This is a genomic window from Mycobacterium stomatepiae (assembly GCF_010731715.1).
Lineage (GTDB): Bacteria > Actinomycetota > Actinomycetes > Mycobacteriales > Mycobacteriaceae > Mycobacterium > Mycobacterium stomatepiae.
Map to the genome: position 1 here is coordinate 2,662,312 of NZ_AP022587.1, position 24,068 is coordinate 2,686,379.

Below are 24,068 nucleotides of genomic sequence, written 5' to 3' on the forward strand. Positions count from 1 at the left end.
ATCGAGGGCACTCATCATGGTTTAGACCTGATACCCACTCGACGGGGCGCATAACCTACGAATTGCGGGTCAGCGATGTCGGGCATCAGCTGTCGGGTGACTGTCTGGCCACCTCGGGATGGTCGGAGTACCACCGCTCGAAGATCCCGCGTACCCGCCGGTGCTCGACGGCCAGCCAGACCAGGCCCGCCACCGTGAGCACGATCGCGGCCACCCCCGCGGCCATGCCCTGGCCCTGATGTCCGGTGCCGAAGGCCGCGAGGCTTGCGCACACCGCGACCACGCCGGCCGCCACCATCAGGTATCCTGGCCAGTGCAATACGTCGATCAGTGATTCGCCGGCGAGTGGCCGCGTCGTCCGCAGATGGTCGACGGGGTCGTGATAGGTGTCTCCCATCGCTGCACGCTCTCCATTTGTAGGGGCCGCATCATTGATTATGAAAGCCCCAGCGCCGGACCCGCAATTGCCGGGACACCCATTGAGACCGTGACGATCATCAGCGTCAACAAGAACCAGCCCGCGCCGTGCCATCCCCACCAGGTCCCCTCGACGCGCCAGACCCGGTAGGTGCGCAGAAACGCCCACAGGCCGCCGGCCAACAGGATCAGCGGACCCCCGATGGCAAGCAGGGTTCGCTGCGGCGCGCCGCAGGCCGCCGTGTCCACACCCGTTGCCGGACAGGTGCTGACCCATAGGGCCGCCATGACGACGAAACCGACGCCCGCGGCCGCCGCCAAGACGGTGAATTGGATCGCGGCGCGCACCTCGCCGTCTTCGGAACCCAGGCGATCACCTCGTGATCGTTCGTCTGCTTTCGGCATGAGAACCTCCGCGTGCTGACTGCTTTTAGTTATTCGCCCGCGACGAAGGATTGGTTACGCCTCGTCAGGTACCCGCATTCACAGCCGCCAACACGTCCCGAACGGCCGTAATGGCCACGTCGATCTCGGCCCGCGACACCGTCAGCGCCGGACGGAACCGGACGCCGACTTCGCCGGCCGGCAACACGATCACGCCGCGGTGCCAGAGCCGGCGGATCAGCTCGTCGCGATCGGCGGCCGTCGGCAGGCTGAACGCGCACATCAGCCCGCGGCCGCGCGGGTCGAACACCAACCCCGGGAACTCGTCGGCGAGCTCGCCCAGCCGTCCGAGCAGGTAGCGGCCCCGCCGGGCGGCGCGGTCGAACAGGCCGTCGGCCTCGATCACCTCGAGGATGCGGCGCGCCCGCACCATGTCGGTCAGATTTCCGCCCCACGTCGAGTTGATCCGGGAGGCGACCGCGAAGACGTTGTCGGCGATCTCGTCGACCCGCCGGCCCGCCATCACGCCGCACACCTGTGTCTTCTTGCCGAATGCCACCACATCGGGTTGCACGCCCAATTGCTGGTAGGCCCAAGGGGTTCCGGTCAAGCCGCAGCCGGTCTGCACCTCGTCGAAGATCAGCAGCGCATCGTGTGCGTCGCACAATTCGCGCATCGCGGCGAAGAACTCCGGCCGGAAATGACGGTCGCCACCCTCCCCCTGGATCGGTTCGGCGATGAAGCAGGCGATGTCGTGCGGGTGGGCCTCGAACGCCGCGCGCGCCTGGCGCAGCGACTCGGCCTCGGCCGCGTCCATATCGGCGCCCGGCCGGAGGTAGGGCGCGTCGATGCGCGGCCAGTCGAACTTCGGGAAGCGGGCCACGGTGACGGGCTTGGTGTTGGTCAGCGACAGCGTGTAGCCGCTGCGGCCGTGGAAGGCGCCGCGCAGGTGCAGCACCCGGGTGCCAAGCTCAGGGTCGATCCCGTGCTTTTCGTTGTGCCGGCTCTTCCAGTCGAAGGCCACCTTCAGCGCGTTCTCCACGGCCAGTGCGCCGCCGTCGACGAAGAACAAGTGCGGCAGCGCCGGGTCGCCCAGCACCCGGGCGAAGGTCTCGACGAAACCGGCCATCGCGACCGTGTACACGTCGGCGTTGCTCGGCTTGTTCAGCGCGGCCTCGGTGAGCTCGGCGCAAAACTCCTCGTCGTCGGCCAGCGCCGGATGGTTCATCCCCAGCGCCGACGAGGCAAAAAAGGTGAACATGTCGAGGTAGCGCCGGCCGTCGCGGGCGTCGACCAGATACGACCCCGACGACTGGACCGGGTCGAGCACGAAATCAAAACCATCGACCAGCATGCTGCGCGACAGCACCTCGTGAACCTGGTCGGGTTCGGGCTGCACGCCGGTCAGCGCAAGGGAGTTCAGGACGGCAGTCATACCGCCCATGCTAGCTTAGTTTTTACGGATTCATGACGGATTTGTCGTAGCTTTTATGGTGCGGGTTGGCGATCACTGTAAAAAGTATTGAGAATGATGGTGCTTCGGGTCTGGACGTTCGCCGTGGTCCGGATCCGCTGCAGCAGATCCTCGAGCGCCCGCGGGGACGCGACGCGCACCAGCAGGACGTAGCTTTCCTCGCCGGCCACCGAGTGGCACGCTTCGATCTCCTCGATGTGCGCCAGGCGGGCGGGCGCATCATCTGGTTGGGAAGGATCGAGAGGAGTGATGGCCACGAACGCCGATAGCAGGTACCCGACGGCCTCGGGGTTGATCCGCGCCGAGTATCCCGAGACCACGCCGCGGGCCTCCAGCCGGCGCACCCGCGACTGGACCGCCGAGACCGACAGCCCGGCGCTCGCGGCCAGCTCCGCCAGCGTCGCGCGGCCGTCCGCGACCAGCCGGCGCACCAGGATCCGGTCGATGTCGTCGAGCGACTCACTCATGGCCGAGAATTATCCATGAGCCGCGTCAAGAGGCTGGTGACCTGGCAGCTTCGCGAGCGCTTCGCCGCGGGGCTTTCGGCCATGTACGCCGGCGAGGTGCCCGCCTACGGCACGCTGGTCGAGGTCAGCGGGCAGGTCAACGCCGACTACGCGGCACGCCATCCGGGTGCCGAACGACTGGGCTCGCTGGCACGGGTCACCGCCGAACGGCACGGCGCCATCCGGGTGGGCAGCCCGGCCGAACTGGCCGCCGTCGCCGACTTGTTCGCTGCGTTCGGCATGCTGCCGGTCGGGTACTACGACCTGCGCAGCGCCCGCTCGCCGGTTCCGGTGGTATCGACGGCTTTTCGGCCGATCGACGCAAACGAGCTGGCCCGCAATCCTTTTCGGGTGTTCACGTCGATGCTGGCCACCCGCGATGCGCGGTACTTCGATCCCGACCTGCGCACCCGCGTCGAGGCGTTCGTCGCCCGCCGTGAGCTGTTCGACCCCGCGCTGCTCGATCGGGCGCGCCTCATCGCCGCCGAGGGCGCCTGCGACGCCGAGGAAGCCGACGCGTTCGTCGCCGCCGCGGTGGGCGCGTTCGCGCTGTCGCGTGAACCCATCAACAAGTCCTGGTACGACGAGCTGTCGCGGGTCTCCGCGGTGGCCGCCGACATCGCAGGAGTGTGTTCCACTCACATCAACCATCTGACGCCGCGCGTCCTGGATATCGACGAGCTGTACCGGCGGATGACCGGGCGCGGCATCACGATGATCGATGCCATCCAGGGCCCGCCCCGCACCGACGGACCCGCGGTGTTGTTGCGCCAGACGTCGTTTCGCGCGCTCGCCGAACCGTGCCTGTTTCGCGGCCGGGACGGCACGGTCACTTCGGGCAGTCTGCGGGTCCGCTTCGGTGAGGTCGAGGCGCGGGGTGTGGCGCTGACCACGCGCGGGCGGGAGCGCTACGACGCGGCGATGGCTCACCTCGTTGGGGAAGCCGATCCGGCCCGAGTCTGGGCCGAGCACTTCCCGGCGACCGACGCCGAGATGGCCGCCGACGGGCTGGCCTACTACCGCGGCGGCGACCCGGCGGCACCGATCGTCTACGAAGATTTCCTGCCGGCCTCGGCGGCGGGCATCTTCCGGTCCAATCTGGACCGCGACACCCGGGCGGCGGGCGGCATCGACAACTCCGGATACGACGCCGAGTGGCTGGCCGGCGCGATCGGCCACCATATCCATGACCCCTACGTCCTATACGAGGAGGCTTGCGCATGATCGATAAGTTGCGCGCCCGGGCCCGTGCCGCCCTGCAGGCGATCGGCACCGACGTCAGCCTCGGCGAGCCGGGCGGGCCCGGCCTGGCCGCCAGCACGCCGATCACCGGTGAGGTGCTTTTCACCGTCGCGCCGGCCTCCGGCGAGCAGGCCGACCGCGCCGTCGCCGCGGCCGCCGAGGCTTTTGCGACGTGGCGCATGACCCCCGCCCCGGTACGCGGTGCGCTGGTGGCCCGGCTCGGCGAGTTGCTCGCCGAGCACAAGAACGACCTCGCGACGCTGGTGACCCTCGAGGTCGGCAAGATCACCTCCGAGGCCCTGGGCGAAGTGCAGGAGATGATCGACATCTGCCAGTTCGCCATCGGCCTGTCGCGCCAGCTCTACGGCAAGACGATTGCCTCGGAGCGCCCCGGCCACCGGCTGGCCGAAACCTGGCATCCGCTCGGCGTGGTCGGCGTGATCACCGCGTTCAACTTCCCGGTCGCGGTCTGGGCGTGGAACACCGCGGTGGCCCTGGTCTGCGGCGACACCGTGGTGTGGAAACCGTCGGAGCTGACGCCGTTGACGGCGCTGGCGTGCCAGGCGCTGATCGGACGGGCCGCCGCCGACGTCGGCGCGCCGCCCGCGGTGAGCGGGCTGGTGCTGGGCGATCGGGACCTGGGCGAGCGGCTGGTCGACGACCCACGGGTCGCACTGCTGTCCGCGACCGGTTCGGTGCGGATGGGCCAGCAGGTCGGCCCGCGGGTGGCCGCGCGCTTCGGGCGGGCGCTGCTGGAGCTCGGCGGCAACAACGCGGCGATCGTGACGCCGTCGGCCGATCTGGATCTGGCCGTGCGCGCCATCGTCTTCGCCGCGGCCGGCACTGCCGGGCAACGCTGCACCAGCCTGCGCCGGCTGATCGTGCATCGCTCGGTGGCCGACTTGTTCGTGCAGCGGGTGGCGTCCGCTTTCAAGCAGCTGCCGATCGGCGACCCCTCGGCACCCGACACGCTGATCGGCCCACTGATTCACGAGACCGCCTACCGCGACATGGTGGGCGCGCTCGAACAGGCGCGCGCCGAGGGCGGCACGGTGTTCGGCGGCGACCGCCAGGACGCGTCGGCCGACGAGCATCCCAGCGCCTACTACGTCGCGCCGGCCGTGGTGCGGATGCCCGCACAGACCGACATCGTCGCCGCCGAGACGTTCGCGCCGATTCTCTACGTGCTGACCTACGACGAGCTGGACGAGGCGATCGCGCTCAACAACGGCGTGCCGCAAGGGCTCTCGTCGGCCATCTTCACCACCGACCTGCGGGAGGCCGAGCGATTCTTGGACGGGTCCGATTGCGGTATCGCCAACGTCAATATCGGCACGTCGGGGGCCGAAATCGGTGGTGCGTTCGGCGGCGAGAAGCAAACCGGGGGCGGGCGGGAATCCGGGTCGGACGCGTGGAAGGCCTACATGCGACGCGCCACCAACACCGTCAACTACTCGAGCGAGCTGCCGTTGGCTCAAGGTGTGGAGTTCGGATAAACGCAGTCTGAATTATGGCCGGCCCTTCGTGAGTACTATCTGACACATGCCAACGGCTAGGAGGCGGCTGTCCCCTGAGGATCGGCGCGCCGAACTGCTTGCGTTAGGGGCGGAAGTCTTCGGGAAGCGGCCGTACGACGAGGTCCGCATCGACGAGATCGCCGAGCGCGCGGGCGTCTCTCGTGCCCTGATGTACCACTACTTCCCCGACAAGCGCGCGTTCTTCGCCGCGGTCGTCAAGGACGAAGCCGACCGGCTGTACGAGGCCACGAACAAGGAGCCCATGACCGGGCTGACGATGTTCGAAGAGGCGCGGATGGGTGTGCTGGCCTACATGGCCTACCACGAGCAGAACCCGGAAGCCGCCTGGGCGGCCTACGTTGGTCTCGGCCGGTCCGACCCGGTCTTGCTCGGCGTCGAGGACGACGCCAAGAACCGCCAGCTCGAGCACATCATGACCCGCATCCATGAGGTCGTGGCCGCGGTACCGGGCGCGAAGCTGGAGCCCGATGTCGAACGGGACCTACGGGTGATCCTGAACGGCTGGATCGCGTTCACCTTCGAGTTGTGCCGCCAGCGCATCATGGACCCGACGACCAGCGCCGAGCGCCTCGCCGACTCGTGCGCGCACACGCTGCTCGACGCGATCACCCGGGTGCCCGAGATTCCCGAAGAACTCGCGCACGCGATGGCGACCGCTCGCCATCAACCGCAGTAGGACGTTTCTGTCGGTGTCTGTTGGCACCATGGGTAGGTGAGCACCAAAGCACTCGAGCGGTTCAGCGCGATCACGCGCGAGTGGTTCGGGAGCACCTTCGCCGCTCCGACTGCCGCGCAGGCCGCGGCGTGGGACGCCATTGCCGACGGCAACAACACGCTGGTCATCGCCCCGACCGGATCCGGCAAGACGCTGGCGGCATTCCTGTGGGCGCTGGACTCGTTGGCCGTCGCGGGCGAACGGCCGCCCGGCACCCGGGTGCTGTACGTGTCGCCGCTCAAGGCGCTGGCCGTCGACGTGGAACGCAACCTGCGCACCCCGCTGGCCGGGCTGCGGCGAATCGCCGAGCGCCACGGCCTGCCCGCCCCGGACATCAGCGTCGGGGTCCGCTCGGGCGACACCCCGCCGGCGCAGCGCCGTCAGCTGATCAACTCCCCGCCCGACGTGTTGATCACCACGCCCGAGTCGCTGTTTTTGATGCTGACCTCGGCCGCCCGCGAAACGCTGGCCGGCGTGCAGACCGTGATCGTCGATGAGGTGCACGCCATCGCCGCCGGCAAACGCGGTGCGCATCTGGCGGTGTCGCTGGAGCGGCTCCAGGATTTAGCACAAGACCTTCGCCAGGGACCGCCCCCGCAGCGCATCGGCTTGTCGGCCACGGTGCGCCCGCCCGAGGAACTGGCGCGGTTCCTGTCCGGCCCCGCCCCCACCACGATCGTGGCTCCGCCGTCGGCCAAGTCCTTCCAGCTCACCGTGCAAGTGCCGGTGCCCGACATGACCAACCCGACCGACAACTCGATTTGGCCCGACGTCGAGGCCCGCCTGGTCGACCTGATCGAGGCGCACAGTTCGACCATCGTGTTCGCCAACTCGCGACGGCTGGCCGAGCGACTTACCGCACGGCTCAACGAGATTCACGCCGAACGCAGCGGAGTTGAACTCTCGACCGAGACCAACCGGAAGGTGCCCGGCGGGGCGCCGGCGCACATCATGGGCAGCGGCCAGACCTACGGCGCCGACGCGGTGCTCGCGCGCGCCCACCACGGGTCGGTCAGCAAGGAGCAGCGCGCCCTGGTCGAGGAAGACCTCAAACGCGGACTGCTCAAGGCGGTGGTGGCCACGTCCAGCCTGGAGCTGGGCATCGACATGGGCGCCGTCGATCTGGTGATCCAGGTGGAGGCGCCGCCGTCCGTGGCCAGCGGCCTGCAACGCATCGGTCGGGCCGGCCACCAGGTCGGTGAGGTCTCGCAGGGGGTGCTGTTCCCCAAGCACCGCACCGACTTGATCAGCTGCGCGGTCAGCGTGCAACGGATGCTGGCCGGGCAGATCGAGTCGATGCGGGTGCCCGCCAACCCGCTCGACATCCTGGCGCAGCAGACGGTCGCGGCGGCGGCCCTCGAGCCGCTGGACGCCGACCGGTGGTTCGACACGGTGCGCCGCAGTGCGCCGTTCTCGACCCTGCCGCGCAGCGTGTTCGAGGCCACGCTGGACCTGCTGAGCGGCAAGTACCCGTCCACCGGATTCGCCGAGCTGCGACCGCGCCTGGTCTACGACCGCGACAACGGAACGCTGACCGCCCGGCCCGGCGCTCAGCGGCTGGCCGTCACCTCCGGCGGTGCGATCCCCGACCGCGGGATGTTCACCGTCTACTTGGCGAGCGAGGCCGAAAAGCCTTCGCGGGTAGGTGAACTCGACGAGGAGATGGTCTACGAGTCGCGTCCCGGCGACGTGATCTCGCTGGGCGCGACCAGCTGGCGGATCACCGAGATCACTCACGACCGGGTGCTGGTGATTCCCGCGCCGGGCCTGCCCGCCCGGCTGCCGTTCTGGCGCGGCGACGACGTGGGCCGCCCCGCCGAACTCGGCGCGGCGCTGGGCGCATTCACCGGCGAGCTGGCCGGACTGGATCGCGAGGCATTCGGAAAACGTTGCGCAGCATTGGGTTTCAACGACTACGCGACAGATAACCTGTGGGTGTTGCTCGATGATCAACGGTCCGCGACTTCGACGGTGCCCACCGACACCACCTTGCTGGTCGAGCGATTCCGCGACGAGCTGGGCGACTGGCGGGTGATCCTGCACTCGCCGTACGGGCTGCGGGTGCACGGGCCGCTCGCGCTGGCGGTGGGCCGGCGTCTGGCCGAACGGTACGGCATCGACGAGAAGCCGACCGCCTCCGACGACGGCATCGTCGTGCATCTGCCGGACACGCTCGAGGAAATTCCGCCCGGCGCAGAGATTTTCGTCTTCGATGCCGACGAGATCGACCCGATTGTCACCGCCGAGGTGGGGGGCTCGGCACTGTTCGCGTCGCGGTTCCGGGAATGCGCGGCGCGGGCGCTGCTGCTGCCCCGCCGCCACCCCGGTAAGCGCTCGCCGCTGTGGCAGCAGCGCCAGCGCGCGGCCCAATTGCTGGAAGTAGCCCGCAAATACCCCGACTTCCCGATCGTGCTGGAGACCGTCCGGGAATGTCTGCAGGACGTCTACGACGTCCCGGCCCTGGTCGACCTGATGAACGGCATCGCCGCGCGCCGGGTGCGGGTGCTCGAGACCGAAACGGCCAAGCCGTCACCGTTTGCGGCGTCGCTGCTGTTCGGCTACGTCGGCGCGTTCATGTACGAGGGCGATTCGCCGCTCGCCGAGCGCCGCGCCGCGGCCTTGTCGCTGGACAGCACGCTGCTGGCCGAGCTGCTCGGCCGGGTCGAACTCCGTGAACTGCTGGATCCCGACGTCGTCGCCGCGACCGGCCGCCAGCTGCAGCATCTGAGCCCCGATCGGGCCGCCCGCGATGCCGAGGCGGTCGCGGACTTGCTGCGGCTGCTGGGCCCGCTGACCGAAGACGAGGTCGCGGCGCGGTCCGAGACCGCCGACGGCATCAATATCGGAGGCTGGCTGGAAGGCCTGCGCGCCGCCCGGCGCGCGCTGACGGTGTCGTTCGCCGAACGCACCTGGTGGGTGGCCATCGAGGACGTCGGCCGGCTGCGCGATGCGGTCGGCGTGGCCGTCCCGCTGGGCGTCCCGGCCACGTTCACCGAGCAGGTGGCCGACCCACTCGGCGAGCTGCTGGGCCGCTACGCGCGCACCCGCACCCCGTTCACCACGGCCGATGCCGCCGCCCGGTTCGGCCTGGGCCTTCGGGTGACCGCCGACGTACTGAACCGAATGGCCGGTGACGGCCGGCTGATCCGCGGCGACTTCGTCACTCCCGCGGGTGCCGGCCCTGGCGGCGGTGTCGGCGCCGAACAATGGTGCGACGCCGACGTGTTGCGGATACTGCGGCGGCGTTCACTGGCCGCGCTGCGCGCCCAGGTCGAGCCGGTCAGCACCGCCGCCTACGGGCGCTTCCTGCCCGCCTGGCATCGCGTCTCATCCCCTCAGCGTGGTATTGACGGCCTGGTCTCCGCGATCGATCAGCTGGCCGGTGTTCGGATACCGGCGTCGGCGCTCGAACCGCTGGTGCTGGCGCCGCGGGTGACCGACTATTCGCCGGCGATGCTCGACGAGCTGCTGGCGGCCGGCGAGGTCACCTGGTCGGGCGCCGGGTCGATCTCGGGCAGCGACGGGTGGATCGCGCTGCACACCAGCGATTCCGCCCCGTTGACCCTGACCGCGCCCGACGAGATCGACTTCACCGACACCCATCGCGCGATCCTGGAAACTCTGGCCGGCGGCGGCGCGTACTTCTTCCGCCAGCTCGCCCCCACCCTCTCCGAAACCGCGCTCAAAGACGCACTGTGGGAACTGATCTGGGCAGGCTGGATCACCGGCGACACGTTCGCCCCGGTGCGCGCGCTGCTGACCGGCACCGGGGCCCGTAAGCGCTCGGCCCCCGCGCACCGCACCCGCCGGCCGCCGCGGCTGAGCCGGTACAGCGTCGCGCATCCGCAGTCCAGGACCACCGACCCCACCGTGGCGGGGCGCTGGTCGGCGCTGCCCACCCCCGAGCCCGACTCCACCCTGCGCGCCCACTACCAGGCCGAACTGCTGCTCAACCGGCACGGCGTGCTGACCAGAGGTGCCGTGACGGCGGAGAATGTGCCGGGCGGATTCGCCACCCTGTACAAGGTGCTGAGCACGTTCGAAGAGGCGGGCAGGTGTCAGCGTGGCTACTTCGTCGAGTCGCTGGGCGGCACGCAGTTCGCCGTCGCGTCGACCGTCGACCGGCTGCGCAGCTACCTCGACGGGATCGACCCGGAACGGCCCGAATACCGGGCGGTGGTGCTGGCCGCGGCCGACCCGGCGAATCCGTACGGCGCCGCGTTGCCCTGGCCCGACCGGGACGGGGCACGCCCGGGCCGCAAGGCCGGCGCACTCGTCGTCCTGGTCGACGGCGAACTCGCCTGGTTCCTCGAGCGCGGCGGACGGTCGATGCTGACCTTCACCGACGATCCCGGGGCTCATCACGCGGCGGCCCAAGGCCTGGCCGACCTGGTCACCGCGCGCCGCGTCGAGTCGATCCTCGTCGAACGCATCAACGGGGTGCCCGCCCTGCAGCCGCTGGCCGACGGGCCGCGCCCCGTCGCGGAAGCACTGTCGGACGCCGGCTTCGCGCGCACACCGCGCGGGATGCGGTTGCGGTGAGGTCGCCAGGCAACCATGCCCGAGGGTGACACCGTCTGGCACACCGCGGCCATCCTGCGCGAGCAGCTGGCCGGGCAGACGCTGACGCGCTGCGATATCCGGGTGCCGCAATTCGCCACCGTCGACCTGACCGGCAGCGTGGTGGACGAAGTGCTCAGCCGCGGCAAGCACCTGTTCATCCGGGTGGGACGGGCCAGCATTCACTCGCACCTGAAAATGGACGGCAGCTGGCGGGTCGGCTCCCTCAAAGATAGACGCCCGGTCCGGGTAGCTCATCAGGTTCGTATCATATTGGAGGCCAACGATATTCGCGCCGTCGGTATCGACCTGGGGGTGCTCGAAGTCCTCGACCGCGACCACGACGGCGAAGCCGTTGCGCATTTGGGACCCGATCTGCTGGGCCCGGACTGGGATCCGCAGGTCGCCGCCGCGAACCTGGTCGCACAGCCGGGCCGGCCGATTGCCGAGGCGTTGCTCGATCAACGGGTGATGGCCGGGGTGGGCAACGTCTACTGCAACGAGCTGTGTTTCGTCAGCGGACACCTGCCCACCGCGCCGGTCAGCGCGATCGCCGACCCGCGCCGTTTGGTCTCGCGGGCTCGGGACATGCTGTGGGCCAACCGCTTCCGCTGGAACCGCTGCACCACCGGTGATACCCGAGCGGGCCGGCAGCTGTGGGTCTACGGCCGTGCCGGGCAGAGTTGCCGCCGCTGCGGCACGCGCATCGGCGTCGACGACACCGCCGCGCGAGTGGCCTACTGGTGCCCGTCCTGTCAGCGCTGAATCCCGCTAGTCGCGCGCGTGCGCCAGGAAGAACTGCGCGATCGATTCCGATCCGTCCAGCGCGCGGGTGGTCGGGCCGATGACCGCCTTGGGCAGATACTGCCTACCGCCCGGCCAGGTGTGCCCGCCGTTGTCGATTTGATAGAACACCACCTCGGTCGCCGCGGCACACGCCGTCGAATCGAAGCGGCGCACGACGGTGCCATCGCCGACGTTGGGCAGCACCTCGACCACCGGGTCACCCTGGCAACCGTCGGCCGAACGCCACTTGTCGACCATGCTTTTGGCGGAGATGGAGTGGCTCAACCCGCCGCGACCACGGACATCGCCGCCGTTGAAATGCACCATAGGATCGGTGGTCCCATGCGCCGCCCACACCGACACCGGTTGCGACGGATTGCAGGCCACCCCCACGCCCAGCGTGCCCGATACCGGCGCGATCGCCGAAAAAACATCAGCACGATCGCAAGCCAGCCTGTTGGACATGAAACCGCCGTTGGACATTCCGGTGACGAAGACGTGCCCGGGGGCGATGTTGTAGTCGTTGCGCAGCTTGTCGGCCAGCCCGACCAGGAAGCCCACGTCGTCGACGTGACGGCGGTCGGCGGGCGACGCGCCCCGTCCGTCGGCCCAGCTCTTGTCGTAACCGTCGGGGTAAACCACCAGCAGGTTGTTGGCGTCGGCGACCGCATCGAACTCGGTCAGACCCCGCTGCCCCTTTCCGGTGCCACCGCCTCCATGCAGGCTGAGCACCAGACCGACGGGATCACCCGGCGGCACATGCATGAGGTAGGTGCGGTCCAGGCCGCCGGAGCGAAACGTCCCGGACAGATCGCGCGGCGTGGCCGCCGATACATGTTGCACACCGCAGCCGACGAGACAGGCGGCCAGCAGCGCTGGCGATATCCATCGTCGGTACGGCATGGGGTCAAATTACCGACTTCGTTCGCGGATCGGACACGTCGGGCCGGTCATAGCAATTCCGGCGCTGAAAACGGTTGTGTTCAACTACTCGTCAGACTTGTTCACATTGGCAACGATCGCGATTTAAGCGATGATGAGGGACGTGAAAATTGCCAAACCCGGCACCCGTCAAATGCCGTCGGGCACCCGACTTGTGGTCGCGATGGCCGTGTCGCTTGGCGTGCTCGGCGCAGGCCTCGCCCCTGCCGCCCACGCCGACGCGAATGACGACAAGTTCATTCAACTTCTGATTTCCGACGGCATCACCCACGAGTCCGTCCCCGCTGCCATCGGGGCAGCTCGGAAGGTCTGCGAGTACCTCGCCCAGGGAATGACGCCCAACGAAGTCGTCATCGACGTGATGAACAGCAGCAGCCTGCCCGACTATGACGCCGGCTACTTCGTCGGCGCGGCCATACGCGCCTACTGCCCGCAGTACAAGCCGGCGCCGGAGCCGCCTGCTCCTCCACCGCCGACCGCGTCCTAACGAAACGGCCACAAAACACCACAAAACGGCGAGCTAAAGCCGAGGTAGCCGCATCTGTGCGTACCCTTTAACAAAAGGTGAACAGATGGAGGCTTAAAAATGATCACGAAGATAATAATGGGTGGTGCGATCGTTCTGGGCGCCTCGGTTGGACTCGCCGCACCCGCCAGCGCGGACGTGGTGTTCAACCAATTTTCCTGTACCTGCGGGGCACCGCCCCCATTCGCCAGCCCACTGGCCGCGGATCGCATCAACCAGGGCATCAACGACGCCTTGACCCGCGTGCTGCCGGGCGACAACCACTAACCGGCCGCGCCCTGTCCGACCGCTTGGACGGCCGCGTGCTCGTGTAGCGCCTTCTCGACGTTCACCGGGACCGGCATCAGGTCGAAGACGACCTCTTTGACGGTTCCGGTGAACGCGTAGGACGCCTTGTCCTCGTAGTCACGGTCGACGACCAACCCGTTGTCGCGGCCGATATCCATACCGGCGTACGACGTGAACGCCAGGCTCACCGTCTGGGGCAGCTCCCCCTCGCCGATCAACCGATCGTCGGCCCAGAGTGTCACCCGACCACCGGAACCGACGACAGGCTGCGCGGACTCGAACAGCATCCGCACGGTGAGGTCGCCGACGGGAAGCGCCTCGGTCGATACCTGCCGATAAGTCTCGACGCCGAGGAACGAATACGTGTGGTGCAGTTTGCGCTCCTCGTCGACCCACAACGCGAACCCACCCATGAAGTCGGCGTTCGCGACGAGCACACCGTGGGCGCCGGAGTCGGGGATGTGCAGTCGCGCCTCGATCGCGTAGGAGCGGCCGAAGATGCGCGGCACCATGCCACGCTGAATGTTCTGCACGCCGCCGGAGAAACTGAATCGCGCGGTGGTGGGCAGCGGCGGCAGATCGCCGAACATCACCGCAAGCCCGCCGAGCAGCGGCAGAACCCGGTTGTCTTCGGCTTCCTGCCACCAAAGTCGTTGCAGCTCGGCGAGTTTGTCGGGATGCTCGGCGGCCAGGTCCTTGGCCTGCAAGAAGTCGTCGGGCAGGTAGTACAGCTCCCAGACGTCGTCGTCGGGGTTGTAGTTGCCGGGCGCGAACCTCTGCATCGTCTGCGGCGACAGGTCCCAGGGCGCCTTGTCCAGCCGGGCGCACGCCCACCAGCCGTCCTTGTAGAGGGCGCGACTGCCGAAATTCTCGAAGTACTGCACGGTGTGCCGCTCTTGCGCCGCCGCATCGTCGAACGTGTGGACGAAGCTGGTCCCGTCCATCGGCTCCTGGTCGAACCCGTCGACACTGGTCGGTTCCGGTAAACCGATGGCCTCCAACACAGTTGGCGCAATGTCGACGCAGTGCGTGAACTGCTCGCGGACCACCGCGTCGGGGCGGATCCGGCTGGGCCAGGCCACCACCAGCGGGTCGCGGGTGCCGCCGAGATAGGCTGCCCATCTGCTTGCCCCACTGGTAAGGAGTGTTGTTGGCGTGCGCCCAGGCGCTCGCGAAGTGCGGTGCGGTGTCCTCGTCGCCGAGCGCCTCGATGCCGCCGTATTGCTCGATGAGCTGCAATTGCTGTTCGGCGGTGAGGTCCAGGCCGTTGATGAACGTCATCTCGTTGAACGAACCGGTGTTGGTGCCCTCCATGCTTGCGCCGTTGTCGCCCCAGATGTAGAAGACCAGCGTGTTGTCGGACTCGCCGAGATCGTCGATCGCGTCCAGCAGGCGACCGACGTTCCAGTCGGCGTTTTCCGAGAAGCCCGCGAACACCTCCATCTGCCGGGCATACAGTTTGCGCTGAGTCTCCGACAAGCTGACCCACGCCGGAAAGAGATCGGGCCGCTCGGTGAGTTCGGCGTCGACGGGAATGATCCCGAGCTGCTTCTGGCGTTCAAAGGTCTTCTGCCGGTAGATATCCCAGCCCTCATCGAATTGGCCCCGGTACTTGTCGGCCCACTCCGCAAACACGTGGTGCGGCGCGTGGTTAGCCCCGGTGGAGTAGTACATCAGCCACGGCTTGGTGGCGTTGGCGGCACGCACCGTGCGCAGCCACTGCACGGCCTTGTCGGTGAGGTCGTCGGGGAAGTAATACGGGCGGGCGTCTTGCCCCTGTGGAGAATCGGGTATGCCAAGGACGGAGTTGTCCTGGCTGATGATCGGGTCGTACTGGCCCGCCGCTCCCGACGGGAATCCCCAGAAGTGGTCGAATCCCCAACCGAGCGGCCAGTTGTCGAACGGCCCCGCCGCCCCTTGCACGTTGTCCGGGTCAAATGCCACTTACCGAAAGCGCCTGTGACATAACCATTGTCGCGCAGAATGCGCGGCAATGCGGCGCAACTGCGCGGCTTGGCCGTCGAGTAACCCGGGTAGGGGCCCGGGAATTCACAGACCGATCCGAAGCCGACCCGGTGATGGTTGCGGCCGGTCAGCAGCGCCGCACGGGTCGGCGAACACACCGCGGTGACGTGAAAACGATTGTAGGCCAAGCCGTTCTGCGCCAGCCGCGACAGGGTCGGGGTGTGGATGGCGCCGCCGAAGGTGTCCGGACCGCCGAATCCGGCATCGTCGATCAGCACGATCAGCACGTTGGGTGCACCGTCGGGTGCGGCGGCGCCGGGCACGATCGTCCAGTCACCGACCGACTCCGCCACGGTGCGGCCCACCGTGCCACCAAAACCGCGCTGGGGTATCGGCAGCCGGCTGCGGTCCGGGTTGAATTTCGCCATGGCCTCTTCCAGCGCCGCACTGAACCCGCGTAGCGTCCAATGGCTCAGCTCCGCAGCCGATTTCATCGGAGATCCGGCCAGCGTCTGCTGCACTGCGAGCCGTTGATCACCCGGGGCGACGACAATGATCACGGCACTGTCGGCCGCCATCGCCTCGCCGATCTTGTCGCCCAGGCCGCTCTTGAACCGCTGGTTGACGAAGGTGCCCGCCAGCGCTCCGGCCGCGGCGCCGATTGGCGCCGTGACCACCGAGACCGGCGAGAACAGGCCCGCCACCAGGCCCGCCCCGGCACCCCACTTGGCGCCGCGGCGACCCAGGCGATTGCCGATGTCGACCACGACGCGGTTGCCTTCGGCGTCCTTGCCGACCAGCAGCGCATCGCGCACCGCGACGCCGCGGTCCTTCGCGCGATCGATCAGCGTTTGAAAATCCCGACGGGCAGCATCGAGGCCCTGATATCCGGCGACGATGACCAGCGCATGCTCTTCGCTCATAGCGCAGAACTTATGCGGTGAACCTGTGGAAGCGCGCGGCACGTCGACGGACGCGATGCGCGTGGTCCCGAGTGCGCCGCGGCGGTGCGACGAGGTGTATCGGCTCGGCGCAGAACATCAGTTTGGCCAGCTCGACCAGGACCAGGTAGCTGACAACGAAGGCGCCCAGCACGGCGAAGAATTGCCATGGCAACGGCGTGAAGCCAAGGTCGTGCGCCAGCGGCGAAAGCGTCAGGACGACACCGACGGCGACCACGGTGAGACCGGTCGCGGTCAGCAACCCGCTCGGCCGGCTGCGCAGAAAGGGGACCTTGCGGGTTCGAATCGCGAAGATGATCAGCGTTTGGGTGGCAAGCGATTCCACGAACCAGCCGGTGCGAAACTCGACGGCGCCGGCGTGCAACACCCCGAGCATCAGTCCGAAAGTCAGGAAGTCGAACAGCGAGCTGATCGGACCGAAAATGAGCATGAATCGACGGATGAAGGCAAGGTTCCAGTGCGACGGTGCGTGCAGTTGCTCGTCGTCGACCCGGTCGGTCGGAATCGCCAGCTGCGAGGAGTCGTAGAGCAGATTGTTCAGCAAGATCTGACTGGGCAGCATCGGCAGAAACGGCAGCAGGGCCGAGGCCGCGGCGGCACTGAACATGTTGCCGAAGTTGCTCGACGTACCCATCAGCACGTACTTGACGGTGTTGGCGAAAATTCGCCGACCCTCGGCGACGCCGGTGGCCAGCACGCTCAGGTCCTTCTCCAGCAGCACCACGTCGGCCGCATCCTTGGCGACATCGGTGGCGCTGTCGACCGAGATCCCCACGCCTGCGGCATGCAGGGCCAACGCATCGTTGACACCGTCGCCCAGAAAGCCGATCGACCGCCCGGTGCGCCGCAGCGAACCGATCAGGCGTGCCTTCTGCTCCGGCGAGATGCGGGCGAAGACCGTGTGGTTTTGCGCGGCGTCGACGAACTCGTCGTCACCGAGAGCATCGAGTTCTGCCCCGGTGATGGTGCCCTTGGACGCCAAATCGAGTTCCCGGCAGACCTTTTCGGCAACCCTCGGATTGTCACCGGTCGCGACTTTCAGCTCGATCCCGAGTTCGGCGAGCTCGGAAAGAGACTGCCGTGCCGCCGCCTTCGGCTCGTCGGCGAACACCAGAAAGCCGGCCAGCAGCAAGTCACGCTCGTCGCAGGGGGGTAATCGTGGTCAGCCCGGCCGCCGGCTTGGCGGCGACGGCGACCACGCGGCGCCCGGCGTTGAACAAATCCGCAAGAGTGTCCTGCGCGACTCGAGCCGTGGTCTGGCATTGGCTCAGCACTTGTTCGGGCGCGCCCTTGACCACCAGCATCCGCTCGCCCCCGTCATCGACCAACACCGAGACCGCCCGGCGCACATGGTCGAAGGGCAGGATCGCCACCCGGTGCACGGCGCCGCCGAGCAGCGGTTGCGAGGCTTCCCATAGCGCGGCGTCCAGTGGATTCGCACTGACACCACCGGCTTCGGGGTCGACATCGGTGGCGAGCAAGCCAAGACGCCGGACCGACTCGCTGTGCTCACCGGACGGATCGATCGTGTCGACCAACCGGATCCGGCCCTCGGTCAGCGTGCCGGTCTTGTCGGTGATCAAGATGTCGATGTCGCCGAGGTCCTCGATGCACACCAACCGCTTGACCAGTACCTTCACCTTGGCCAGCTGCCGCGAACCGGTGGCGAGGCTGGTGCTGACCACGGCCGGTAGCAGCTGCGGCGTGATACCGACGGCGATCGCCAGCGAGAACAGGACCGAATCGATTATCGGCTTGCGCAGTAGCAGGTTGCTGATCAAGATGATCACCATCAGCGCGATCGCGACCCGCAGCAGCAGGTAGGAGAACCGTCGCAACCCCACCTGAAAGCCGGTCTCGGGTGGCCGCTCGTCCAAACCCGCTGCAATGCGGCCGAATTCGGCCTGACGGCCGGTTGCGAACACCACCCCGGTGCCCTCCCCGGCGCTGACGATGGTACCCATGAAGGCTAGGTCGGTGGAATCCGCCAGGTCGGTGCCAGCCGGCACCGGTTGCGGCGATTTCTCCGAGCCGGTCGATTCCCCGGTCAAGATGCTTTCGTTGCATTCCAGGCCGCTGACCTCGATCAGCCGGATGTCGGCGGGCACCGCCTCGCCCAACGACAACCGGATCACGTCGCCGGGCACCAGCTCGGTGACCCGCAAGCTGACGAACTCCCCGTCGCGGCGGGCAACCGCCGTATGCTGCATCCCCGCATGCAACTGCGCGGCGGCGCGCTCGGCGCGATACTCGTTGACGAATCCCAGGCCGATGCTGGCGGCCAGGATCACACCGATGATCACGGCCTGCATGCTGTCGCCTAGAAAGTAGGAAACGACCGCGGTGCCGGCCAACAAGATCAGCACCGCACTGCGCAACTGCCGCCCCAACACCGCCAGCGCATTGACACGGTGGGTCCGCACCGCATTCGGGCCGTAGCGTGCCAGCCGCGCGGATGCCTCGGCGCCGGACAACCCCACGACCGAGCTGTCCAGCCAGCCCAGTACTTCATCGACGGGGGTTGCCGCGACCTGTGCGGTGCCAAATGTCATGTGCTCCCGTCCGTTCGCGTGATCAGTAGGTGGATATCTCATCCTCAGCCGGAAGCGCACCGCTGCTTATGAAGATGATGCGCCGACCTATCTCGACGGCGTGGTCGGCAAAGCGCTCGTAAAAGCGACCCAGCAACACGGTTTCGACACCGACGGGAACACTGTGCTTCCATTCTCGATCGATCAGCACACCGAACAAGCCACGATACAGGTCGTCCATGGTGTCGTCTTGGTCGTGCAGAACCGCGGCTCGCCCCGGATCGCGCGACAACAATGCGGATTTTGCGCTGTCGCCCAACGCAATCGCCACCTTGGCCATGGCCGCAAAGTACTCGCGGACTTCCGCCGGCAACACCTGCTTCGGGTAGTTGCGCGAGGCGATCTTGGCGGCGTGGACTGCCAGTGCGCCCATTCGTTCGACATCGGCGATGATCTGTATCGAACTGAAGACCGCCCGCAATTCGCTGGCCACCGGCTGCTGCAACACAGGCAGCCCGAACGCCTCCTTTTCGACCCGAGCGCGCAATGCCACGATTCGGTCCTGGTCGCGGATCACCTGCTCGGCGGCGACCTGGTCCGCCTCGAGAAGCGCGGCGGTCGCGCGTTTCATCGCCATGCCGGCCAGGCCACACATTTCACCCAGCTGCATGGTCAGATCGGCTAACTGCTGGTGATAGGCGGTGCGCATCGGTGAAGCCTTCCTGAACGTGAGTTGTCGCGCAGCCGAACGCAACTGCGCGAGTCGCCCGCCAAAGATGTTCGCCGCATTCGAAGATGACTGACAAGGGACCGAAAGCCCCCGAAGGGGGGCCTTATTGCTCCTCTGCTCACCGCGGCTGCCGATTAATCTGACGACGTGATCACGCGGCGTCAGTTGCCCCGCCTACCGCTGCTGGCAGCCACGTTGCGAGCCGCCGTGAGCGGTACCCAAATGACGCTGACCGCAGGAGTTGTCGTCGCGGGCACCGCCGTGCACACCGCCCTGTCCAGTGGCGATGTCGCGGTCAGGATGGGCAAGTCGTTAGCCGATGCGGGACCGGACGTTTCGTCGCTGGTACGTGCGACCGTGGGCGTGGCGATCGAGGCGCTCGGCGGGCCGTCGTCCCGGCGTAACAGCAGCAACGGGCCGCGACACTGGATCGAGGTGCGGGGCCTCGGCGGGGAACATCGCGCTGCGATCGCCATCGACGTAGTGGCCGCCGTCCGTGCGACACCGGGTGTGCGCACGGCGTTTCTGAACCGGCATCTCGCGCGGCTCGTGGTCACCCTGGACACCGAAGCCGACGAGGTGCCGACGACAGCCGACCTGTGCCGGATTGTCGCCGATGCCGAACGGATTGACCGAACCCGCGGTGCGGCCGAGCACCCGGACAGCCTGCCGGGTGACGACGCGCTGCTGATGGCGCGGATGGTGGCGGTCACGGCCGCCACTGTGGGCCTTGGCCTTTCGGTCACCGGCAGCCTGCTTCGGCTGCCCAGACTGCCGGACGTGGTGGCCGTGCCGCCGACGATGGCCGACCATGTGCCGCGACTGCGCCGCGAGCTGGAACAGCGCCTCGGACCCGAAGGCACCGACGTGCTGTTCGGTCTGGTCAACGCCGCGACCGCCGCTCTGACGCTGTCGCCGACGGCAGCGGCGGCAGAGGCCGCTACGAACGCCCTGCTGGCGGTCGAGGCGTGGACGTGCCGGTTGTCGTGGTCTCGGCTCGAACCGGCGCTGGGCGCGCAACCGGCCTTGGACGAGGAGGGGCTGATACCCCGAAGCAGCCCAAGCCCCTCCGATGGTCGCGCGGAGCGCTACGCCAACCGGATAGGCCTCGGTGGCGTCGGCGCCGGCGCCGTGGTCGGTGCGCTGTCGGGCAACCTCGACACGGCCGGTGCCGCCGCACTGGCCAGCGTTCCGAAGCCACTGCGCACGGTGCGCGAGGCGTTCGGTTGCGCGATGAGCAACGGCCTGAACATCCACCATGACGGGCTGGTGCTACATCCCCGGGCGTTGCGAACGCTCGATCGAGTCGACGCGATCATGGTCGACCCGCGCGCGTTGTACACCGACGAGTTAATGGTCAGTCGCATTCTGGGCGTGCACAATTCGGTGCGCGCCCATGCCTGGGAGGCGGTGCGTACCGCACTCGACAGCGACGGTCTGCAGCCGGGGTGGCACCAGCTCGCCGATATCCCCGGAGCCGGAGATATCGGCCAGGCACTGATCAGCCCGGTGCGCGATCCGTTCGCCGCGGCGGTGCTCACCGAAGCGCGTCGCTCGCAGCCGCGGATCTGCTCTTTGGACGACGACGGACTTCGTTCTCTGGCAAAAGGATTCGACCAACTTTACCCTGCGGACGGGTCGATCGACCTTGCCATGGCGGCCGCCGTGGCGCAGCTGAAGGCCGAGGGCCACACCGTAACGCTGCTGACCACCTCGCAGATGCGGGCGGCGCATCGGTCAGACATCACCATCGGCGTGCTACGCGACCGGCATGCTCCGCCGTGGGACGCAGACGTGTTCGTCTCGGATCTCACCGGCGCCTGGCGGGTGCTGCACGCGCTGCCGGCCGCGCGCGCCGCCACCGACGGCGCCGTCCGGCTATCCGCGTCGGCGTCGTCGATCGGCGCGTTGATGTTGATTCCAGGTGTGCCCGGACGTAGCTCGGTGTCGGTCAACCTCGGTATGGCCGCCAGCTTGTGGTCGGGCTATCGGGCCGCGGTAAAGGTGCTCCACGACCCGCTTCCCGAGCCCGAGACCGGCCGCGAGTGGCATGCGATACCCGTCGCGGAAGTCCAGCGGCTGCTGCCCCGCCCCGCCGACCAACGCCGGACCAAAGCGTCGAACGCGCGGCGGCAGCCGCCACCGGTTCGTGCGCTGCACGAGGCCGCCGCAACGACATTGGGAATTCTTCGCGATTTCGCCGGCGAGATGCGCGGCGACCTGTCGGATCCGATCACCCCGCTGCTGGCCACCGGAGCGCTGGCCAGTGCGTTGCTGGGCTCACCGCTGGATGCGGTCCTGGTCGGCAGTGTTCTGCTGGCCAACGCCGCGTTGTCGGCCGAGCAGCAGCTGTACGCCGAACGCACGCTGGATCGACTGTTGGCCGTGCAGGATCCGCCCGCGCGCCGCCGGCTGGGGCCGCTGGACAGGCAGCGAAGCGAGAACGTTGCCACCCGCCGGTTACGACTCGGCGACATCATCGAAGTTCATGCCGACGAGGTGGTGCCCGCGGACGCCCGGCTGCTGGACGCATCGAACGTCGAAGTCGACGAATCCACCCTGACCGGCGAGTCATTGCCGGTGACCAAGCAGACCGAACCCACACCCGGAGCTCCGCTCGCGGAACGAACCTGCATGCTCTATGCCGGCACCACGGTGGTCGCAGGCACAGCGGTCGCCGTGGTGACGGCGGTCAGCTCCCGCTCGGAGATGCGCCGAGCGCTGGCGATGGCGCCGCGGAAGTTGCAAGAGGTCGGCCTGCAGCATCAGCTGCGCCGGATTACCGGCCGGGCATTGCCATTCAGCCTGGCCAGCGGCGGCGTGGTGGGATTGGTCAGCGTGTTGCGCGGCACCGCGCTGCGCGACGCCGCGTCCAGTGCTGTCAACCTGGTCGTCGCGGCAATTCCGGAGGGATTGCCGTTGGTGGCCACCCTGGCCCAGCTGTCCGCCGCCCGCCGGCTCACCGAGCAATCGGTTCTCGTCCGCAATCCCAACTCGATCGAGGCGCTGGCGCGGTTGGACGTGGTCTGCTTCGACAAGACCGGGACGCTGAGCGAGAACCGGCTGCGGGTCAAATCGGTACGCCCGGCGACGGGTTACCGCCCGGCACAGGAGCTGGATGCGGCGGTGAGCACCAGCTACGCCAGGCACACCCACCGCGTCGACCACGCCACCGACGACGCCATCAACCAAGCCGCCGACGACCCCGGACTGCGATGCGACCCCTCGCCCCCGCCGCCGCGCCCGGCCCGCGATGCGTTCCTGCCCTTCCAATCCTCCGGCCGGCCCTTCGCGGCCGCGCTCGTCGGCACCCGCCTGACGATCAAGGGCTCACCCGAGGCGCTCACGTCGGCGTTGCGCAGCGACCCCGCCACCGGACCGCTGGCGCGGTACGTCGACGAAATGACGGCGGACGGTCTTCGGGTGCTGGCGGTGGCTGAGCGCCAACTCACCCCGCATCAAGCGGCGGCGGCCATGGTCGACCCCGAATATCTGGCGGACATGTGCAAGTCCGGCCTTACGCCGGTCGGCCTGCTCGGATTGGCGGATACTCCGCGGCCGATGGCCCGCGCGCTGCTGCAGGGGCTCTCCGAGCGCGACATCGGGGTCCGGCTGATCACCGGCGAGCGAGCTGCCGCGGTCACTTCCCATCTGGTCTTCGCCAGAATGACCCCGGAACACAAGATCGACGTGATCCAGACGCTGGAGCGCGAGGGCCTCGTGACGGCGATGGTCGGCGACGGTGTCAACGACGCCGCCGCGATCCGCGCGGCCAGTGTCGGCATCGGAGTGGCCGCCCGCGGCAGCGACGCGGCACGCAGCGCGGCCGACGTGGTGCTGCTCGACGGGCGGATCGAAGCGCTGCTCAACGCGCTCGACGAAGGCCAGCAGCTGTGGCGGCGGGTGCACTCGGCGGTGTCGATGCTGTTGGGCGGCAACCTCGGTGAGGCATGCTTCGCCACGATCACCGCGATCCTGACGGGACGGTCGGTGCTCAACGCTAGGCAGATGTTGCTGGTCAACATGCTGACCGACGCGCTGCCCGCGGCGGCGCTGGCCGTCAGCACGCAGACGGGCGCGGTCGACGCCGACCGCGACGAGGCGGCGATGTGGCGCGCAATCGGGATTCGCGGCGCATCTACCACGCTGGGCGCCACACTGGGCTGGACGGTGGCCAGTGTGACCGGCACGCCGCGGCGTGCCGCTACCGTCGGGCTGGTCGCGCTGGTCAGCGCGCAACTGGCCCAGACTTTGGTCGACTCACACGCACCGCTGGTGGTGTTGACGTCGGTCGGTTCTTTCTGCGTGCTGGTCGGGGTGGTCAGCACCCCCGGACTCAGCCAGGTGTTCGGCTGCACTACGATAGACCCGTTGGACTGGGGTCTGGGGCTGTTTTCGGCCACTGTGGCCAGTGCGTCGCCCGGGCTGTTGCGGCGGGCGTCGGAGATTTTCGGCGAGAACTCATCGGTAGACCCTGTCAGGCACGGATAGCACAAGTCAGG

Annotated in this window: 14 protein-coding genes and 2 pseudogenes; 8 read left to right on the plus strand and 8 right to left on the minus strand. The window is 68.1% G+C overall.

The window, feature by feature from the left end:
- Positions 1 to 85: 85 nt before the first annotated feature.
- From usfY to G6N54_RS12535, 4 genes are all read right to left on the minus strand, one after another.
- Positions 86 to 397, minus strand: a complete 312-nt coding sequence (usfY, locus tag G6N54_RS12520) for a protein UsfY (RefSeq protein WP_163790427.1) — start codon at positions 395 to 397, stop codon at positions 86 to 88.
- 38 nt (positions 398 to 435) lie between these two features.
- Positions 436 to 822 (minus strand): hypothetical protein, encoded by a 387-nt coding sequence (locus G6N54_RS12525; RefSeq protein ID WP_163790428.1) that lies wholly within the window; start codon positions 820 to 822, stop codon positions 436 to 438.
- Positions 823 to 886: 64 nt separating this feature from the next.
- A complete protein-coding gene (lat, locus tag G6N54_RS12530; RefSeq protein WP_163790429.1) occupies positions 887 to 2,236 on the minus strand; it encodes an L-lysine 6-transaminase in 1,350 nt (449 codons plus the stop codon).
- A gap of 53 nt (positions 2,237 to 2,289) precedes the next feature.
- The gene (locus G6N54_RS12535) at positions 2,290 to 2,742 is read right to left on the minus strand and encodes an Lrp/AsnC family transcriptional regulator (protein WP_163790430.1); all 453 of its coding nucleotides are present in this window, start codon (positions 2,740 to 2,742) and stop codon (positions 2,290 to 2,292) included.
- 15 nt (positions 2,743 to 2,757) lie between these two features.
- On the opposite strand from G6N54_RS12535, the gene hglS reads away from it, so the two are divergent.
- From hglS to nei2, 5 genes are read left to right on the plus strand one after another with little or no spacing between them, the layout of a single operon-like run.
- On the plus strand, positions 2,758 to 4,005 hold the full coding sequence (gene hglS / locus G6N54_RS12540) for a 2-oxoadipate dioxygenase/decarboxylase (protein ID WP_163790431.1): 1,248 nt from the start codon (positions 2,758 to 2,760) through the stop codon (positions 4,003 to 4,005).
- Positions 4,002 to 5,519, plus strand: coding sequence for an L-piperidine-6-carboxylate dehydrogenase (gene amaB / locus G6N54_RS12545; protein WP_163790432.1), 1,518 nt, complete (start codon positions 4,002 to 4,004; stop codon positions 5,517 to 5,519). Before hglS ends, amaB begins: the two co-directional genes overlap by 4 nt.
- Before the next feature lie 46 nt (positions 5,520 to 5,565).
- Positions 5,566 to 6,237, plus strand: a complete 672-nt coding sequence (locus G6N54_RS12550; RefSeq protein WP_163790433.1) for a TetR/AcrR family transcriptional regulator — start codon at positions 5,566 to 5,568, stop codon at positions 6,235 to 6,237.
- 36 nt (positions 6,238 to 6,273) lie between these two features.
- Positions 6,274 to 10,818, plus strand: coding sequence for an ATP-dependent helicase (locus G6N54_RS12555; protein WP_163790434.1), 4,545 nt, complete (start codon positions 6,274 to 6,276; stop codon positions 10,816 to 10,818).
- A 15-nt stretch (positions 10,819 to 10,833) separates the two neighbouring features.
- Entirely contained in the window at positions 10,834 to 11,601 is a 768-nt protein-coding gene (gene nei2, locus G6N54_RS12560) for an endonuclease VIII Nei2 (protein WP_163790435.1), read from the plus strand.
- Between the two features lie 6 nt (positions 11,602 to 11,607).
- Here the strand turns inward: nei2 and G6N54_RS12565 are convergent, their stop codons facing one another.
- On the minus strand, positions 11,608 to 12,525 hold the full coding sequence (locus G6N54_RS12565) for an extracellular catalytic domain type 1 short-chain-length polyhydroxyalkanoate depolymerase (protein ID WP_163790436.1): 918 nt from the start codon (positions 12,523 to 12,525) through the stop codon (positions 11,608 to 11,610).
- Positions 12,526 to 12,667: 142 nt separating this feature from the next.
- On the opposite strand from G6N54_RS12565, the gene G6N54_RS12570 reads away from it, so the two are divergent.
- Positions 12,668 to 13,051: a DUF732 domain-containing protein gene (locus G6N54_RS12570; RefSeq protein WP_232073687.1), complete on the plus strand. Its 384-nt coding sequence runs from the start codon at positions 12,668 to 12,670 to the stop codon at positions 13,049 to 13,051.
- 99 nt (positions 13,052 to 13,150) lie between these two features.
- Positions 13,151 to 13,357, plus strand: coding sequence for a hypothetical protein (locus G6N54_RS12575; RefSeq protein ID WP_163790437.1), 207 nt, complete (start codon positions 13,151 to 13,153; stop codon positions 13,355 to 13,357).
- On the opposite strand, the pseudogene G6N54_RS31345 reads toward G6N54_RS12575, so the two are convergent.
- From G6N54_RS31345 to phoU, 3 genes and pseudogenes are all read right to left on the minus strand, one after another.
- Positions 13,354 to 16,266: pseudogene (locus G6N54_RS31345) on the minus strand (arylsulfatase). The gene G6N54_RS12575 and the pseudogene G6N54_RS31345 overlap by 4 nt on opposite strands.
- 10 nt (positions 16,267 to 16,276) lie before the next feature.
- Positions 16,277 to 18,857, minus strand: a pseudogene (gene mgtA, locus G6N54_RS12585) (magnesium-translocating P-type ATPase).
- A gap of 22 nt (positions 18,858 to 18,879) precedes the next feature.
- The gene (gene phoU, locus G6N54_RS12590) at positions 18,880 to 19,545 is read right to left on the minus strand and encodes a phosphate signaling complex protein PhoU (RefSeq protein ID WP_163790438.1); all 666 of its coding nucleotides are present in this window, start codon (positions 19,543 to 19,545) and stop codon (positions 18,880 to 18,882) included.
- Positions 19,546 to 19,788: 243 nt separating this feature from the next.
- On the opposite strand from phoU, the gene G6N54_RS12595 reads away from it, so the two are divergent.
- Complete coding sequence (locus G6N54_RS12595) at positions 19,789 to 24,057, plus strand: cation-translocating P-type ATPase (protein WP_163794701.1); 4,269 nt, start codon at positions 19,789 to 19,791, stop codon at positions 24,055 to 24,057.
- The last annotated feature ends 11 nt before the right edge of the window (positions 24,058 to 24,068 follow it).